The organism is Neisseria sp. WLZKY-1 (assembly GCF_046546535.1).
Taxonomy (GTDB): Bacteria; Pseudomonadota; Gammaproteobacteria; order Burkholderiales; family Neisseriaceae; genus Neisseria.
Genome location: NZ_JBKGTW010000014.1, coordinates 16,739 through 31,960, shown reverse-complemented (window position 1 = coordinate 31,960; position 15,222 = coordinate 16,739). Strand labels below are relative to the sequence as shown.

Below are 15,222 nucleotides of genomic sequence, written 5' to 3'. Positions count from 1 at the left end.
TCAGACGGCCTCAAAACGAGTTTCAAAAAGGATATACGCCATGAAAATCAGCAGTTTCGGCGAAGTATTGTGGGACGATTTCCCCGAGGGCAAAGTGCTGGGCGGCGCGCCGCTCAACGTGTTGGTGCGTCTGAGCGCGTTGGGCGCGGACTGCGCCATCGTCAGTCGCCGGGGCAGCGATGAAGACGGCGAAGAACTGCTGCGCCGCATCGCCGCCAAAAACGTCGCCACCCACCTTATCCAAACCGACCCCGAACACGCCACCGGCCTGGTCAAAGTGTCCATCAACCACGACGGCAGCGGCTCCTACGACATCGTCTATCCCTGCGCCTGGGACAAAATCGCCGTCCCCGCCGAAGCCCTCGCCTACGTCGCCGACTCCGACGCGCTGGTGTTCGGCAGCCTCTCCTCGCGCGACGACACCGCCCGCGCCGCCCTCGACGCCCTGCTGGATGCCGCCCGCTTCAAAGTGTTCGACGTCAACCTGCGTAAACCGCACTACCGGCCCGAGCGCGTGTGCGAACTGATGCGCCGCTCCGACTTGGTCAAGCTCAACGACGACGAACTGTACGAGCTGGCCGCCGAACTCGGCTCGCCCTACCACGGCCTCGAACAAAACCTGCACTACCTCGCCCAAGCCGTCGGCGCGCCACATATCTGTGTCACCCTCGGCGCGCACGGCGCCATCTACTATTGCGAAGGCAAAACCTACACCCACCACGGCTACCGCGTGCAGGTGGCCGATACCGTGGGCGCGGGCGACAACTTCCTCGCCGGCTTCGTTTACAAACTCCTCTCCGGCGCCACGCCCGAAGACACCCTTGCCTTCGCCTGTGCCTGGGGCGCCCTCGCCGCCTCCCACCACGGCGCCACGCCGGATTTGTCGCTGGACGACGTATACCGGCTGATGAATCCGCGCCAAGAGTAAGGCCGCCCCCGCCTTCGCGGGGGTGACGTTTCTGAAAGCGGAACTTCAACGAAGTTAGAACGCGGCTTTAACGAAATGAAAACGGAAAAGGCCGTCTGAAACCCATTCCAAGGAAAAAAACATGACCTCCATCATCCAAGACCTGCAAGCGCGCGGCCTTATCGCGCAAACCACCGATATCGCCGCACTCGATGCGCTGCTCAACGAAGAAAAAATCTCGCTCTACTGCGGCTTCGACCCCACCGCCGACAGCCTGCACATCGGCCATCTGCTGCCCGTACTCGCCCTGCGCCGTTTCCAACAGGCAGGACATACGCCCGTGGCGCTGGTGGGCGGGGCAACCGGCATGATCGGCGATCCCAGCTTCAAAGCGGTGGAACGCAGCCTGAACACGCCCGAAACCGTCAAAGGCTGGGTGGCCAGCATCCGCGCCCAGCTTGAGCCGTTTTTGAGCTTCGAGGGCGACAATGCCGCGATTATGGCCAACAACGCCGACTGGTTCGGCGGCATGAACTGCCTCGATTTCCTGCGCGACATCGGCAAACACTTTTCCGTGAACGCCATGCTGAACAAAGAATCGGTCAAACAGCGTATCGACCGCGACGACGTAGGCATTTCGTTCACCGAGTTCGCCTACACCCTGCTGCAAAGCTACGACTTTGCCGAGCTCAACAAACGCCACGGCGTGCGCCTGCAAATCGGCGGCTCCGACCAATGGGGCAACATCACCAACGGCATCGACCTGACACGCCGTCTGAACCAAAAACAGGTATTCGGCCTGACCCTGCCGCTGGTAACCAAAGCCGACGGCACCAAATTCGGCAAAACCGAGGGCGGCGCGGTGTGGCTGAACGCGAAAAAAACCTCGCCCTACCAGTTTTACCAATTCTGGCTCAAAGTGGCCGATGCCGACGTATATAAATTCCTGAAATACTTCACTTTCCTGAGCGTGGCAGAAATTGACGCCATCGAAGCGAAAGACAAAGAAAGCGGCAGCAAGCCCGAAGCGCAACGCATTTTGGCCGAAGAAATGACCCGCCTGATTCACGGCGAAGAAGCCCTGCAAGCCGCGCAGCGCATTTCCGAAAGCCTGTTTGCCGAAGACCAAAGCAGCCTCACCGAAAGCGACTTCGGCCAGCTCGCCCTCGACGGCCTGCCCGCGTTTGCAGTTTCAGACGGCCTCAATGTGGTTGAAGCGCTGGTCAAAACCGGCCTGGCGCAGTCCAACAAAGAAGCGCGCGGTTTTGTCAACAGCAAAGCCGTGCTGCTCAACGGCGCGGCCGCCGAAGCCAACAACCCCAATCCGCCCGCCGACAAGCCCGACGATGCCTATCTGATTACCGACGCGCACAAACGCTTCGGCAAATACACCATCGTGCGGCGCGGTAAGCGCAACCATGCGCTGCTGGTGTGGCAATAAACGCCTGATGCGTTAAAGGCCGTCTGAAAAACATATTGCGCGTGTTTGCACAGGCACAAAAAGGCCGTCTGAAACCCCCAAATTGGGTTTTCAGACGGCCTTTTGCCTTATCTCAATCAAAGCAGCCTACGGTTTGCGGTTTGCCAGCGCGGCTTTGATGTAGGCGCTAAAGAGCGGATGGCCTTTGCGCGGGTTGGAGGTGAACTCGGGGTGGAACTGGCAGGCGAAGAACCACGGGTGTTCGCCCTGCGGCAATTCGATGGTTTCGACCAAACGCTCGCGGCCGATGGATACGCCGCCGATAACCAGACCGGCTTTTTCCAAAGCCGGAACGTAATTGTTGTTGACTTCGTAGCGGTGGCGGTGGCGTTCGCGGATGTGTTCCGAGCCGTAGATGCGGGCGGCAAGGCTGCCGGGTTTGAGTTCGACGTCTTGTGCACCCAAGCGCATGGTGCCGCCCAAGTCGGCGGATTCGTCTCGTGTTTCGACGCTGCCGTCGGCGGTTTGCCATTCGTCAATCAGGGCGACAACGGGCGCGGCGGCTTTGAGGTCGAACTCGGTGGAGTTTGCGCCTGTCAAACCGGCCACATCGCGGGCGTATTCGATGAGCGCGATCTGCATACCGAGGCAGATGCCCAGATAAGGCACTTTGTTTTCACGCGCATAGCGCACGGCGGCGATTTTGCCTTCCACGCCGCGCGAGCCGAAGCCGCCGGGAACGAGGATGGCGTCCATGTCTTTGAGCATGGAAACGTCGCCGCCGTTTTTCTCGATGCTTTCGCTGTCGACAAAGGTAATCTGCACGTCGGTTTCGGTGTGGATGCCGGCGTGTTTGAGCGCTTCAATCAGCGATTTGTAAGACTCGGTCAAATCTACATATTTGCCGACCATGGCGATTTTGACGGTGTGTTTCGGGTTTTTGATGGCGTGGACGATTTTTTTCCACGCGGTCAGATCGGCCTGCTGTACGTTAAGCTGGAGCTGCTCGGTGATGATGTTGTCGATGCCCTGGTTGTGCAGCATTTCGGGGATTTCGTAAATGCTTTCGGCGTCGTAGCTGCCGACCACGGCGCGCTCTTCCACGTTGCAGAACAGGGCGATTTTGCGACGTTCGTCTTCGGGCAGGATTCTGTCCATGCGGCAGATGAGTACGTCGGGCTGGATGCCGATTTCGCGCAATTCTTTGACAGAGTGCTGCGTAGGCTTGGTTTTGATTTCGCCTGCGGCGGCGATGTAGGGAACGTAGCTCAAGTGTACAAATAGCGTGTTGCTGCGGCCGAGCTGGCTGCGCATCTGGCGGATGGCTTCGAGAAACGGCAGCGATTCGATGTCGCCCACCGTGCCGCCGATTTCGACGATGGCCACGTCGTAGCCTGCCGCGCCTTCGTGGATGCGGCGTTTGATTTCATCGGTAATGTGCGGAATCACTTGCACCGTGCCACCCAGATAGTCGCCGCGCCGCTCTTTCATGATGACGTTTTCGTACACTTGACCGGTGGAGAAGCTGTTGCGGCGGGTGAGCGTGGCGTTGATGAAACGCTCGTAGTGGCCTAAGTCGAGGTCGGTTTCCGCACCGTCGTCGGTAACGAACACTTCGCCGTGTTGGAACGGGCTCATCGTGCCGGGATCGACGTTGATATACGGATCGAGCTTGAGCATGGTCACGTTCAGGCCGCGCGATTCGAGGATGGTGGCAATAGAAGCGGCGGCGATACCTTTACCAAGTGAAGATACGACGCCGCCGGTTACGAAGATGAATTTAGTCATGATGATACCGCTTTGTTGGAATGCGCGATTTTAGCGTTTCCCGCCTGATGCCGCAATAACGCGAGGCCGTCTGAAAACTTTTCAGACGGCCTTTTCGCGTGTTCGGACGGCCTGTTGCGCCCTATTCGCTGTCGCTGTATCCGCGCAGGTAGCGGATGCGTTCGCGGGTTTGGCGGGTGTCGCATTGCAGGCGCAGGTATTCGGCCTGTTCAGGGCTGTCGGCCTGCGCGGCGGCGCGGCGGCAGTTGGCGGTTTTGCGGTTGATCCATTCGCGCTGCTCGTCTTGCAAGCCTTGTTGGACGGTGGGTTCGAGGTTGCGCCAGAGGGCGTTGATTTCGCTGTCGGCCGCTCGGTGGTCGTCTTTGGCGCGGTCGATTTCGTCGTCGGACACGGCGGGCTTGGCGGCTTCTTCGTTACGCAGCGGCGGGGTCAGTACTTCGGGCGCGGGGGCGGCGTTGTCAGCAGCGGCAGACGCGGCCTGCGGCTCTGACGCGGGTTCTTCGACGATTTCGATTTTGCCGCCGCTTTTTGCCATTTTCAGCGCGTCTTCGAGCGAAACGGCTTTGCCGTCTACCAGCAGTAGGCTTTTGATGCCGTAGGGCAGGAGCGCGCCGGAGAGGGCGTTGGCGGCGGCGGCCAGACCGTTGTCGGCGTAGGTGACGGAGAAGGTGCCGTCTTCGGCGCGGGCGGGGGTGTATTTGAGGGTTTGCGCGAACGTGCCGCTGCCGTTGTAATTCAGGCCGCTGCCGAGGATGCGTTCGGCGATGACTTTGTCGAGCGGCTTGTCGCCGTAAATCAGCGGGGCGTTGGTGTGTGCGGTTTTCAGGCTGTCGGCCGGCAGGGTGATGTTCAGCGCGGCTTGGCAGAAGGGGCGCGTGCTGCTGTTGTCCTGCTGCGGGTTATCGAGGGAGAAGGTCATTTGCGCGGCGGCGGCGATGACTTTGTCGGCATCGACAAACTGGCGCACGTCGTTGCGCGCGAAGGTCTGCGCCTGCTCGCGCACGCTCTGCTGCAAGGTGTTTTGGATGTTTTGCAGCACGGCCGGGTCGGCGCAGGCCAAATCGGCAGGTTGGGGCTCTTCTTTTTTGCCGCAGGCAGCCAGGAGGCAGACGAGGGCGGCGGCGGAGAGAAGGGGGTGGACGGATGCGGTCATTCGGATTCCTTTCTTTGGGAACGGAGGTTTTTCAGACGGCCTAAGTGTTTCGCAGCGGGAGGCCGTCTGAAAAAGACGGGGCATCATAGCAAAAGCACCCGCGCAGGTTAAGCTGCGGCGGGTGCTTTTGCTTTCGCTTTACTTATTTCTTCAAGAATTCGACGAAGCCCGACAGAATCAGGGCGTTGATGATGTCGACGAAGAAGGCGCCCACCATCGGCACAATCAGGAAGGCTTTGTGCGAGGGGCCGAAGCTCTGGGTGATGGACTGCATATTGGCGACGGCGGTCGGCGTTGCGCCGAGGCCGAAGCCGCAGTGTCCGGCGGAGAGGACGGCGGCATCATAGTCGCGTCCCATCACGACGTAGGTGACGAAGGTGGCGTAGAGAATCATCACTACGGTCTGCACGGCCAGGATGATAGCCATCGGTCCGGCCATGCCGGCCAGCTGCCACAGTTTCAAGTCCAGCAGGGCGATGGCGAGGAACAGCGACAGCGAGGCGTTGCCGAATACGTCGACGGCGCGGTCGAACATATTGAGTTTGAAACCGATGGTCAGGATGTTGCGCAGCACGACGCCTGCGAACAGACACCAAACGAATTTGGGCAGGTCAAAGAAGAAATACTCTTTGTCGTAGCCGTCGACGATTTCGGCAAACGCCAGACAGGCGGCGAACATGGCCAGCGTTTCGATGGCGGAATCGGCGGTAATCAGGCGTACTTTGTCGTGGTTTTCAAACACGTCGTCGGCGCTGTTGTCTTCCTGCGCGGCGGCGCGGTCGATTTTCTGCCGTCCCTGTTTGTTAATCAGGCGGCGGGCGACGGGGCCGCCGATCAGGCCGCCGAAAACGAGGCCGAAGGTGGCGGCGGCGATGCCCAGGCCGGTTGCGCCGACAAAGCCGAATTTCTACTCAAAGGTCGGCCCCCACGCGCCCGCCGTGCCGTGGCCGCCGGTAAGCGTAATCGAACCGGCAATCAGGCCGAGCAGCGGGTCTTGTCCCAAAGCGGAAGCCAGGCCGACGCCGACGGCGTTCTGCACAAGGATGAACGCGCCCACGACAAGGGTAAACACCACCAGCGGCACCCCGCCCGCTTTCAGGCGCGAGAAATCGGCGCTCAGGCCGATGGAGGTGAAGAAAATCAGCATGAAGGCGGTTTGCAGCGATTTGTCGAACTGGAAGCTGACGCCGTAAACCGAGTGGAGCACGGTCAGCACCAATGCGGCCAACAGGCCGCCCGACACCGGTTCGGGGATGTTGAAGTCTTGCAGGAATTTGATTTTTTTCACCATCATTCTGCCGATCAGCAGCACGATGGTGGCGGCAATCAAGGTGTAATAGCCGTTGAAAACCCATGCGTTGTCTTGCATAAATGCTCCTCTTCGTTTGTGTAAAGCTAAAATATGTTAAGGCGGGCAATATTAAGGGCATGCGCGGTGCTTTGTCAAAACCGCTGCCTCGGACGGCAGGCTCGGGATGCGGAAAGGCCGTCTGAAAACGGCGTCGGCTGCGGGGCAGACGGTTTTCAGACGGCCTTTTCGGTTTGGCGGCCTTAGTGTGCTGGCAATCAGCCTTGCGGCGCGGGCAGGGAAAGTTCGGGTTCGCCCAGCGTCAGAGCACGCAGGCGCTGTTCCTGCGCGGCGGCTTCGTCGCCCGTTTTGTCGAAAACTTTGGCCAGCGCCAAACGCGCCTGCGGACTGTCGTGTTCGGCGATGGCGGCTTCCAGATAACCCTGCGCCTTGCCCCAAAGCTGCCTGTTTTCGGCCAGTTGGCCGAGGGCGAGCAGGAGGGCGGCGTCTTTTTGGCGCGTTTTCAGCCAGCCTTCGGCGGCATCGAGCGCTTTGAGACGGTCTTTGTCGGCGAGGAATGAAGCGCTGCGCACGAAAGGCGGCAGCAGGTCGGCGCGGCCGTTTTGCGGATAATGTTTTTCCACCCATGCGGCGGCGGCGGCATACAGGCCGAGGTTTTCGTATTTTTCGGCTACGGCAGCACACAGCGCGCCGTTTTTCACTTCGTCGGGAATCCGCTTCAAAACGCGTTTGAGGCCGTCTGAATCCGAGGCTTCGGCCAGCAGGCGGCGGTATGCCCAGTCGCGGTACTGCGCCGCTTCGTGCGGATTGGCAGCGTTTTGTTTTTGCAGATCGTCGGTTTTGTCGAGCACTTCGGCGGCGTCGCCGTGGTCGAAGGCATAACGCAGCTGCAAACGCAGCAGGCGGGTGAGGCGCGGGCTGATTTTGGCGGCGGCGGCCAGGTTTTCTTCGGCGGCGGGGTAGTCGCGGCGGTTGAGCGCGTCTTCGGCCAGCATCAGATAACGCGAAAGCTGGGCGGCAGCGGGCAGCGCGGCGATTTCGTGCAGGTAGCGGTCGCGCAGCGCGGCGTCGTTCATGCGGTCGGCGGCATGGGCGGCAATCATCAGCGCCAGCGAGCGGCTTTCGCCCGCTTCTTTGTTGGCGAGGACTTTGGCGGCTTCCTGTTCGGCTTTCTGGTATTTGCCCTCGAAATAGGCCAAACCGGCGGCGTTCAGGTTGCTGCCCGCTTTGCGGCCTTTGCGCGCGGTGCCGAAGCGTTGCAGGCGGGCGGGCACGTTAAACAGGCCGCCCAAAAGCTGGATAACAATGTAAAGCAGCACCACGGCCACAATCAGCGCGGGCACGAAGAGTTTCAAATCGACGCGTGCCAGCGTGTTGCCGACGGCGAAATAGACGTTGCCGCCGAACATGGTGGAGGCCACCGACAGGGCGACGCCTGCGGCGAAGAGGACGATTAACCACAGCAGCGCTTTCATGCCGCACCGCCTTTCGCTTTGGCCGGCTCGGCAGCTTTGGGCGCGGCGGGCTTGGCGTCTTTATTGCCGCCCTCGGCCGGTTTGGCGGTTTTTTCAGACGACTTCTCGGCCGCTTTGTCTCCCGCCTTGTCGGCTTTCGGCGCTTCCTGCGTTTTGGCTTCCTGCGCTTTTTCAGACGGCGCGGCAGGAGCGGAGGCGGGCTGCGCGGCTGCTTCGGAAGCGGCGGTTTCGGCTTTTTCAGACGGCGTTACGGCGGAGGCGGGTGCTTCCTGCGGCGCGGTTTTGACATCGTCCAAGCGCACGGCAACCGTGCCGCGCACGGTGTCCTGATAGGCACGCACGGCGGCCAAGCTGGCTTTGAGCGACTCGTTCGACACTTGGCGCATATCGAGCGATTTGAGGTCGGACAATTCTTTCAGCCAGGCCTGCGTGGCGGGCGAGCGGCTGTCGAAATACTGTTTTACCGCCGCTTCGGCGGCGTTCAAATCGCTCAGGAACACTTCGCCGTTGTGCTGCATCAGGGCGATGCGGGCGTCGAGCAGGCGCAGGCGCAGGTTTTCGCGCACGAAATAAGCCTGGTCGGGCGCGAGTAGCATGGCATCGCTGCTGTCGAGCCTGCGCACTTCCACCAGCCTGCCCAGCTCGGTCAGGGTTTTGCTCCATGTACGCCGCCACCACGAAGCGTTCGGGTCGTCCTGCGGTTCGGGTTCGGCGCGTCCGGGCTGCAAGGTGCTTTCCAACACCAGCGGCATGCCCGACACGGCGGCTTCGAGGCGGTCGAGGCGCAGCGCGGTGCCCGAAACGTCAAGGTACGGGCGGTTTTTCAGCGCCGCCAAATCGCTGCTGACGGCCTGTTTGATCGGCAGCAGGTCGGCCTGGTCGAAGCGGCTCAGGCGGCTTTCGATGTTTTCCAAAACGGTTACCGCCACGGGCACGTTGCCCGAAAGCAGAAGCTGCTGCGAAGCCATGTTCAGCGTGGCTTCGGTTTCGTCCACCAGCCAGTCGGCGCGGCTGCGCAGCAGCTCCTGATAGGCGCGGGAGGTGTTGTCGATGCGCTCGCGGTCGGCTCTTTGGCCGTCTGAAAGCTGCATCAGCGCGGCGGCCAGCTCGGCCTGGCGGCGGTTGTTTTCCTGCAAGATTTTGGCGTTTTCGCTCTCGCCGACGGCGGCCTGGTCGATTTTCTGCGCGAAGGCCATTTCCTGCATTTTCAGCACGTTTTGTCCCTGCACGAACAAAAAGCCGCTGGCGCCAACGGCCAGCAGCGCCAGCACCAGCGCGCCTGCGGCCAAGCCGCGGCCGCCGCTTTGGCGGATCACGACGGGCGCATGGGCGTTTTGTGCGCCCGCAGCGGCAGAAGCGCTTTCAGACGGCCTGTTTTCGTTTAGGCCGTCTGAAAGCGCTGTGTTCGGGGTTTCGGGCTGAGCGCCGTTGCCGGCGGGGGTTTTATCGGTTTCTTGTCCGCTCATCGGTTTGCTCCATGTATTGGTTTAAAGTGTCGGCATCGAGCGATTCGATCACTGCGACGCGCTCTGCGCCTGCCGCGTAAAGGGCTTCGGCGACGCGTTTGTGGTGGGTTAAGTATAGCAAGGATTGCAGCGTTTGCCTAAACGGCAGCGGCGCTCCGGCGAAGAGGCCGCGCACCGCTTCGCCCGAGGCAACCCATGCCGCGTCGGGCCGGGCGGCGGCCACGGCAGGCCAATCTATCGCGGTAGGCCGTCTGAAATACACTTCGGCGGCGCTCACGGAAAACCCGCGCCGCCGCAGCGTGTCGGCGAGCCATTCGCGCCCGCCCTTCCCGCGCACAATCAGAATTTCTACGCCGCGCGGCAGGGTGTCCCACACGTCCATTCTCAACACGGCTTCGCTGTCTTTGCCGTCGGCAGGGGCGAGCACGGGGTGCGGGCAGCGGGCTTGCAGGGCTTTGCGGCTGGCCTCGCCGACGGCAATCTGCACGATGCGGCCGTCTGAAAAATCGAGATGCGGCGCGGCGGCGGCCACGGCGGAGGGGCTGACCCAGAACACGGCGGCGGCCGTCTGAAAGCGTGCGGGCAACGCGGCGAGGGCGGCGGCATCGGGTTCAATCAGAAAGGGGGCGGCAACAATGCCGCGCCAGCCCGCGGCGGCGCAGGTTTGCAGGTCGGCGGCTGCCTGTTCGGGCGGGCGGACGATCAGAAGGGTTTTCATGGCGGATGGAGGTTGGATGGGAGAGGGCATCAGGCCGTCTGAAACACGGGAAACCTGTTTCTGAAACCTGTTTCTGCGGGGCGGCGGCACTGGGTTCGGCGGGCGTTTAATCCTGTTTTTGCGCCTGTTCAGCCAACACGGCGTCGATCAGGGCTTCGGCATCCTGTTCGGCCAGACGTTTGGCGACGGCGCGGCCGAGGGCGTCGGCATAATCTGCGGGGGCTTGGGCGGCGGCTTGGATGATAACCGAGCCGTCGGGGTGGCCGACGAGGCCGCGCAGGGTGAGTGTGCCATCTTCTTCGGTGCAGTAGGCGGCCAGCGGGATTTGGCAGCTGCCGCCGAGGGCGCGGGCTAGGGCGCGTTCGGCGGTGACGCAGGCGGCGGTGGCGGGGTGGTTGAGGGGGGCGAGGACGCTGAGGAGGTCGGTGCGGTGTGCGGCGGTTTCGATGCCGAGCGCGCCTTGTCCTGCGGCGGGCAGGCTGTCGGCGGGGCTGAGGATTTCGCGGATGCGGCCGTCGAGGCCGAGGCGTTGCAGTCCGGCGGCGGCGAGGATGATGGCGTCGTAGTCGCCGTTGTCGAGTTTGGCGAGGCGGGTCTGCACGTTGCCGCGCAGGGGTTTGATACGGAGCTTGGGGTATTTGGCGCGCAGCTGGGCTTCGCGGCGCAGGCTGGATGTGCCGACAACGGCGCCTGCGGGCAGCTCGGCGAGGCTGTCGTAGCGGTTGGAGACGAGGGCGTCGAAGGGACTGGCGCGTTCGCCGATGGCGGCGAGGGCGAAGCCGTCGGGCAGATCCATGGGCACGTCTTTTACCGAGTGGACGGCCAAGTCGGCGCGGCCGTCGGCCAGTGCTTGTTCGAGTTCTTTGACGAAAAGTCCTTTGCCGCCGACTTTGGACAGGGTGCGGTCGAGGATTTGGTCGCCGCGCGTGGTCATGCCGAGGATGGTGATGTCACAGGCGGGATAGAGGGCTTTCAGACGGCCTTTGATGTGTTCGGCCTGCCACATGGCCAGGGCGCTTTCGCGGCTGGCGATAACGAGTTTTGCGGGTGCGTTCACGGGTTGTCCTTGCTGTGGAAAATGCGGCGTAGTTTAACAGAAAGGCCGTCTGAAAAGGCGGCGGGGCGCTTTCAGACGGCCTTTTGACGGCATCGCTGCGTTAGGTGCTTGCGGCGGCGAGGGTGATTTTCGGCGTGTAGAGTATATCGAAGGTGGGCTTGTTGATCATGTCGGCGAGGGTGAATTTGTCGAGGTGGTCGAGAAAGGCTTTGCCCGCGTCGTTGAGCACGGCGGTGAGCAGGCAGCAGGAGGTGAGCAGGCACTGGTTGCCCGCGCCCATGCATTCGACCAGCTTCATCGGCTCCATATGGCGCACGACATCGCCGATGCGGATGAGCTCGGCGCGCCGCCGCAGCCGCAGGCCGCCGCCTTTGCCGCGCACACTTTCAAGAAAACCGCCTTTTACGAGGGCGGTGACGACTTTCATCAGATGGCTTTTGGAGATGCCGTAGACTTCGGCGATGGAGGAGATGTTGACCAGGTCTTCGTTGTTCACTGCGGCGTAGGCCAAAACGCGCAGCGCGTAGTCGGTTTGTTGGGTCAGGTACATATTGCCAGCGCAATGTTAAAGTTTCATAATATGTGCAACATTATACACAAACCGCCCGCAGCCGTAGGACAAAAACAATGAAACGCCACCCTGCCCTCATCCCCCTGTCGCACGAGCACCACCACACACTCGCCCTGTGCACGCGCATCCTGCGCCATCCCGAAACCGACCATTCCGCCGACATCAACGAGCACTACATCGATCTGGAAAAACACTTCGTCCACGAAGAAACCATGTTCGCCCCGCTGTGGGAAAAACTCGGCCGCGACGACCTGCGCGGCCGCTTCGAAGCCGAACATGCCGAATTGCGCGAAATGCACGTTTCCCCCGCCTACACCAATCCCGCCTGGAACGTGAAATTCGCCACCCTGCTGCGCGACCACGCCCGTTTTGAAGAGCGCGAACTCTTCCCCGCCGTCGAAACCCTGCTGCCGCCCGCAGAATGACAAAAAGGCCGTCTGAAAAAACGGTTTTCACCCGTTTCAGGCGGCCTCAAACACGAAAAACCAAACCACAAGAAAACACACCGCCATGAACTTCTCCAAACACCCCGTCTGGGCGATGGCCTTCCGCCCGCTCTACTCCCTCACCGCCATCTACGGCGCGGTTTCCGTCCTCCTCTGGGGCTTCGGCTACCAAGGCACTTCCGCTCTGCCCGGCTTCTTCTGGCACGCCCACGAAATGATTTGGGGCTACGCCGGCGGCGTGGTCGTCGCCTTCCTGCTCACCGCCGTCGCCACCTGGACAAAACAGCCGCCCGTCGGCGGCGGCAGGCTGATTCTGCTGGTCGCCTGCTGGCTGCTGGCACGCCTCTTCTCCTTCATCCCGCAAACCGCCCTCCTCTCCGGCCTCTGCGGCACCGCCTTCTACTGGCTCGCCGCCTACTACATGGGACAATCCGTCTTCGCGGCCAAAAGCAGCCGCAACTACATCGCCGTTGCCGCTCTCGTTCTGATGGGGCTGACCCTCGCCGTCTTCCACACCGCCCTCTCCAACGGCAACACCGCATCATTGCAGCAAAACCTGTTTGCCGGGCTGGTGATGGTGGCAGGCTTTATCGGCCTGATCGGCTCGCGCATCATCGCCTTCTTCACCTCGCGCCGCCTCAACACCCCGCAGCCCGCCTCGCCGCAATGGGCGCTGGTCGCCCCCCTCGCCCTGCCCATGCTGATGGCCGCCCTGATGTCCCTTCACACCGCCCTGCCGCTGGCCGCCTTCTGCGGCATCGCCTGCGGCATCCTCGGCCTCGTGCAGACCGTGCGCTGGTGGGCGAAAGGCACGGCCAAAGAGCCGCTGTTGTGGACATTGCACGCAGGCTACGCCGCCACCGCCCTCGGCCTGATTGTGATGGGCATCGGCCAATGGCAGCCGCAGCTGATGAGCGCGGGCGTGCACTTCGTTGCCGTCGGCGGCATCGGCATGCTCACCGTCAGCATGATGACCCGCACCGCCCTCGGCCACACCGGCCGCAACCTCTACCCCGCGCCCAAACCCATGCCGGCGGCCTTCGGCTTGATGCTCGCCGCCCTGCTCGTGCGCATCCTCGCCGCCGTCATGCTCTACGTCAACCAAACCGGCTACCAGCACAGCCTGCGCCTCTCCGCCGCCCTCTTCGCCGTCTCCCTGCTGATGTACGCCTGGCGCTACACCCCTTGGCTGCTGCGCCCGCGCCTCGACGGCAAACCCGGCTGACCCGCCGCCCTGCCGAAACAAAAGGCCGTCTGAAAAATTCAGACGGCCTTTTGCCGTTGCCGCACGGGAGATAGGCGGGACGGGACAGACAGGAGGCCGTCTGAAAAGTACGGCTTGGAGATTCAGACGGCCTTCGGGGCAAGAGGCCGTCTGAAAGCGCGGCTTCGGCGCAGCCTGAAAGCTATTTCACGCGGCAGCCCGTGGCTTCGGCAGCTTGGCAGACGCAGTTGTAAAACAGGCGGCTGGTTTCGGCGTCGTAGTGTTTGGGCGAGAGGGTCGCCAATTGGTCGGCATGGAATACGCCGTAGGAGGGTTTGTGGGTGCGGGCGGCAGTCTTCCGCTTCATCCAGCAGACTTTCGGCGTGCGCGGTTTTTTGTTGCCGAATCAAGGCGGCAAGGGCTTCATAAAACGCTTGGGTTTAATGGACGATGCAGTTGTGCGGCGAGGGTTTGGCTTGTGCCGAAGTCGTAATTGGCGATGGTGCAGGCCAGCAGTTCGGCTTGGCTGAAATCGACGTTTTCCAGCGGGGTTTGGGCGTCTTGCTGCTCCAACGAAAATTCGCCTTGGAACGCGCAGTCTTTCAGGCTGCCTGAAAAGGTGCAGTTTTTCATGGGCGTAGCGTCGAAGTCGGCTTTGTGGATGTCGCCCTCAAAGGTGCAGTTTTCCAGTAGGCTGTTGAGAAAGCTCAGGCGGCTGGATTTTTTGATGCGGGTGAAGCGGCAGTTTTGCAGAGTGGGATAAACGTCCCAGCGTTTTTTGAGTTGGCGGGGATGGGCGGGATTTCCTTCTTTGGAAACTGCAGGATTTCAGGCCGCCGCTTCTGCGCTTGCTCGGGAGGGCGCTTTTCAGACGGCCTCCGATAAAAAAGGCTGCTCCAAAAGACGGAGCAGCCCGGATTGTCGGGTTTACTGGCTCAATACGTCCACGCCTTTGGGCGGGGTGAATTTGAATGCGCCGCGCGAGAGTTTGGGGTGGGTGTCGACGGCGGAGAAGCGGATGGCGGTGTGGTTGCCGAAGCCGTCTTGCAGCTCCATCGCCGCTAGGGTGTCACCTTTGAAGCCGATGCGGATGAAGCGGTAGCCCGCGTTGTTTTTCTTCGGCGTGGCCAGAACGTAGTCTATGCCTTCGGCCGAGCCGTCTTCTTTCAGGCTGTAGCTGGCGGCCAGCGCGGTTTTGTCGGAGAGGATGGCGGCGGGGCTGTCGCCAATGGCCTGCGCTTGGTCGGATTTGGTGACCTGCTTCAAGTCGGCGTCGTAAAGCCAGATGTGCGTGCCGTCGCCAACAATGGTTTGTTTGTAGGGTTTGGCGTATTCCCATTTGAAGAGGCCGGGGCGGAGGATTTGGAAGGTTCCGCCGGATGTTTGCGTTTTCTTTTTGCTTTTCACGGTTTGGCTGAACGTGCCGCTGAGGCCGTCGGCGTCGCTGTTGAATTTTTGCAGGGCGTCGACGGCGCCGGCCTGGGCGAAGCCTGCGGCGCAGGCGAGTGCGGCGGCGGCGGTTTTGAACCATGTGGTGCGTTTCATGCGGTGTCCTTACGGTGGGTTGCAACGGGCGGCAGTATAAAGGCTGGCCGTGTGCAGGCAAGTGCCGCGCGCGGCGTTTAATTTGTGTAAAGCGGATAATGCTTTGTGCGGTAAGCGGTTTTGGTTTTCAGACGGCCTTTCGTTTTGACATTTATTTAACCCG

At 61.7% G+C, this 15,222-nt stretch carries 14 protein-coding genes and 1 pseudogene; 4 read left to right on the top strand and 11 right to left on the bottom strand.

Translation table 11 applies throughout. The features are described from left to right. Nucleotides 1-40 precede the first annotated feature (40 nt). Together ACLD9W_RS05640 and tyrS are read left to right on the top strand one after the other, a co-directional pair. Nucleotides 41-928 carry a carbohydrate kinase family protein gene (locus ACLD9W_RS05640; protein WP_410841104.1) on the top strand — a complete coding sequence of 296 codons (888 nt, stop codon included), beginning with the start codon at nucleotides 41-43 and terminating at the stop codon, nucleotides 926-928. Between the two features lie 121 nt (nucleotides 929-1,049). Next, nucleotides 1,050-2,348 carry a tyrosine--tRNA ligase gene (tyrS, locus tag ACLD9W_RS05635; RefSeq protein WP_410841103.1) on the top strand — a complete coding sequence of 433 codons (1,299 nt, stop codon included), beginning with the start codon at nucleotides 1,050-1,052 and terminating at the stop codon, nucleotides 2,346-2,348. A gap of 126 nt (nucleotides 2,349-2,474) precedes the next feature. Here the strand turns inward: tyrS and ACLD9W_RS05630 are convergent, their stop codons facing one another. From ACLD9W_RS05630 to ACLD9W_RS05595, 8 genes and pseudogenes are all read right to left on the bottom strand, one after another. Next, entirely contained in the window at nucleotides 2,475-4,115 is a 1,641-nt protein-coding gene (locus tag ACLD9W_RS05630) for a CTP synthase (protein WP_410841102.1), read from the bottom strand. Nucleotides 4,116-4,236: 121 nt separating this feature from the next. Further along, nucleotides 4,237-5,268: a lysozyme inhibitor LprI family protein gene (locus ACLD9W_RS05625; RefSeq protein WP_410841101.1), complete on the bottom strand. Its 1,032-nt coding sequence runs from the start codon at nucleotides 5,266-5,268 to the stop codon at nucleotides 4,237-4,239. Nucleotides 5,269-5,410: 142 nt separating this feature from the next. Then, a pseudogene (gene gltS, locus ACLD9W_RS05620) lies at nucleotides 5,411-6,637 on the bottom strand (sodium/glutamate symporter). A 197-nt stretch (nucleotides 6,638-6,834) separates the two neighbouring features. After that, a complete protein-coding gene (locus ACLD9W_RS05615) occupies nucleotides 6,835-8,052 on the bottom strand; it encodes a heme biosynthesis HemY N-terminal domain-containing protein (protein WP_410841100.1) in 1,218 nt (405 codons plus the stop codon). Then, nucleotides 8,049-9,518, bottom strand: coding sequence for a uroporphyrinogen-III C-methyltransferase (locus tag ACLD9W_RS05610; RefSeq protein WP_410841099.1), 1,470 nt, complete (start codon nucleotides 9,516-9,518; stop codon nucleotides 8,049-8,051). The genes ACLD9W_RS05615 and ACLD9W_RS05610 overlap by 4 nt, the downstream gene beginning before the upstream one ends. Continuing rightward, complete coding sequence (locus tag ACLD9W_RS05605; RefSeq protein WP_410841098.1) at nucleotides 9,496-10,266, bottom strand: uroporphyrinogen-III synthase; 771 nt, start codon at nucleotides 10,264-10,266, stop codon at nucleotides 9,496-9,498. Before ACLD9W_RS05605 ends, ACLD9W_RS05610 begins: the two co-directional genes overlap by 23 nt. A 76-nt stretch (nucleotides 10,267-10,342) precedes the next feature. Further along, nucleotides 10,343-11,293 carry a hydroxymethylbilane synthase gene (gene hemC, locus ACLD9W_RS05600; protein WP_410841097.1) on the bottom strand — a complete coding sequence of 317 codons (951 nt, stop codon included), beginning with the start codon at nucleotides 11,291-11,293 and terminating at the stop codon, nucleotides 10,343-10,345. Between the two features lie 100 nt (nucleotides 11,294-11,393). Further along, nucleotides 11,394-11,843 carry an RrF2 family transcriptional regulator gene (locus ACLD9W_RS05595; protein WP_410841096.1) on the bottom strand — a complete coding sequence of 150 codons (450 nt, stop codon included), beginning with the start codon at nucleotides 11,841-11,843 and terminating at the stop codon, nucleotides 11,394-11,396. Between the two features lie 77 nt (nucleotides 11,844-11,920). On the opposite strand from ACLD9W_RS05595, the gene ACLD9W_RS05590 reads away from it, so the two are divergent. Together ACLD9W_RS05590 and ACLD9W_RS05585 are read left to right on the top strand one after the other, a co-directional pair. Next, a complete protein-coding gene (locus ACLD9W_RS05590; protein WP_410841095.1) occupies nucleotides 11,921-12,289 on the top strand; it encodes a hemerythrin domain-containing protein in 369 nt (122 codons plus the stop codon). A gap of 85 nt (nucleotides 12,290-12,374) precedes the next feature. After that, nucleotides 12,375-13,535 (top strand): NnrS family protein, encoded by a 1,161-nt coding sequence (locus tag ACLD9W_RS05585; protein ID WP_410841094.1) that lies wholly within the window; start codon nucleotides 12,375-12,377, stop codon nucleotides 13,533-13,535. 181 nt (nucleotides 13,536-13,716) lie between these two features. On the opposite strand, the gene ACLD9W_RS05580 is transcribed toward ACLD9W_RS05585, so the two are convergent. The 3 genes from ACLD9W_RS05580 to lolA all read right to left on the bottom strand — a co-directional run bounded on the left by ACLD9W_RS05580 (nucleotide 13,717) and on the right by lolA (nucleotide 15,059). Then, nucleotides 13,717-13,881 (bottom strand): hypothetical protein, encoded by a 165-nt coding sequence (locus tag ACLD9W_RS05580; RefSeq protein WP_410841093.1) that lies wholly within the window; start codon nucleotides 13,879-13,881, stop codon nucleotides 13,717-13,719. Nucleotides 13,882-13,937: 56 nt separating this feature from the next. Continuing rightward, complete coding sequence (locus ACLD9W_RS05575) at nucleotides 13,938-14,147, bottom strand: hypothetical protein (RefSeq protein WP_410841092.1); 210 nt, start codon at nucleotides 14,145-14,147, stop codon at nucleotides 13,938-13,940. Between the two features lie 294 nt (nucleotides 14,148-14,441). Next, nucleotides 14,442-15,059 carry an outer membrane lipoprotein chaperone LolA gene (lolA, locus tag ACLD9W_RS05570; RefSeq protein WP_410841091.1) on the bottom strand — a complete coding sequence of 206 codons (618 nt, stop codon included), beginning with the start codon at nucleotides 15,057-15,059 and terminating at the stop codon, nucleotides 14,442-14,444. Nucleotides 15,060-15,222: the final 163 nt, after the last annotated feature.

Coding starts and splice junctions, on each gene's coding strand:
- ACLD9W_RS05595 (WP_410841096.1), bottom strand. CDS start 11,843: ATGTACCTGACCCAACAAACCGACTACGCGCTGCGCGTTTTGGCCTAC.
- lolA (WP_410841091.1), bottom strand. CDS start 15,059: ATGAAACGCACCACATGGTTCAAAACCGCCGCCGCCGCACTCGCCTGC.
- ACLD9W_RS05630 (WP_410841102.1), bottom strand. CDS start 4,115: ATGACTAAATTCATCTTCGTAACCGGCGGCGTCGTATCTTCACTTGGT.
- ACLD9W_RS05585 (WP_410841094.1), top strand. CDS start 12,375: ATGAACTTCTCCAAACACCCCGTCTGGGCGATGGCCTTCCGCCCGCTC.
- ACLD9W_RS05580 (WP_410841093.1), bottom strand. CDS start 13,881: ATGAAGCGGAAGACTGCCGCCCGCACCCACAAACCCTCCTACGGCGTA.
- tyrS (WP_410841103.1), top strand. CDS start 1,050: ATGACCTCCATCATCCAAGACCTGCAAGCGCGCGGCCTTATCGCGCAA.
- ACLD9W_RS05610 (WP_410841099.1), bottom strand. CDS start 9,518: ATGAGCGGACAAGAAACCGATAAAACCCCCGCCGGCAACGGCGCTCAG.
- ACLD9W_RS05625 (WP_410841101.1), bottom strand. CDS start 5,268: ATGACCGCATCCGTCCACCCCCTTCTCTCCGCCGCCGCCCTCGTCTGC.
- ACLD9W_RS05605 (WP_410841098.1), bottom strand. CDS start 10,266: ATGCCCTCTCCCATCCAACCTCCATCCGCCATGAAAACCCTTCTGATC.
- ACLD9W_RS05575 (WP_410841092.1), bottom strand. CDS start 14,147: ATGAAAAACTGCACCTTTTCAGGCAGCCTGAAAGACTGCGCGTTCCAA.
- ACLD9W_RS05615 (WP_410841100.1), bottom strand. CDS start 8,052: ATGAAAGCGCTGCTGTGGTTAATCGTCCTCTTCGCCGCAGGCGTCGCC.
- ACLD9W_RS05590 (WP_410841095.1), top strand. CDS start 11,921: ATGAAACGCCACCCTGCCCTCATCCCCCTGTCGCACGAGCACCACCAC.
- ACLD9W_RS05640 (WP_410841104.1), top strand. CDS start 41: ATGAAAATCAGCAGTTTCGGCGAAGTATTGTGGGACGATTTCCCCGAG.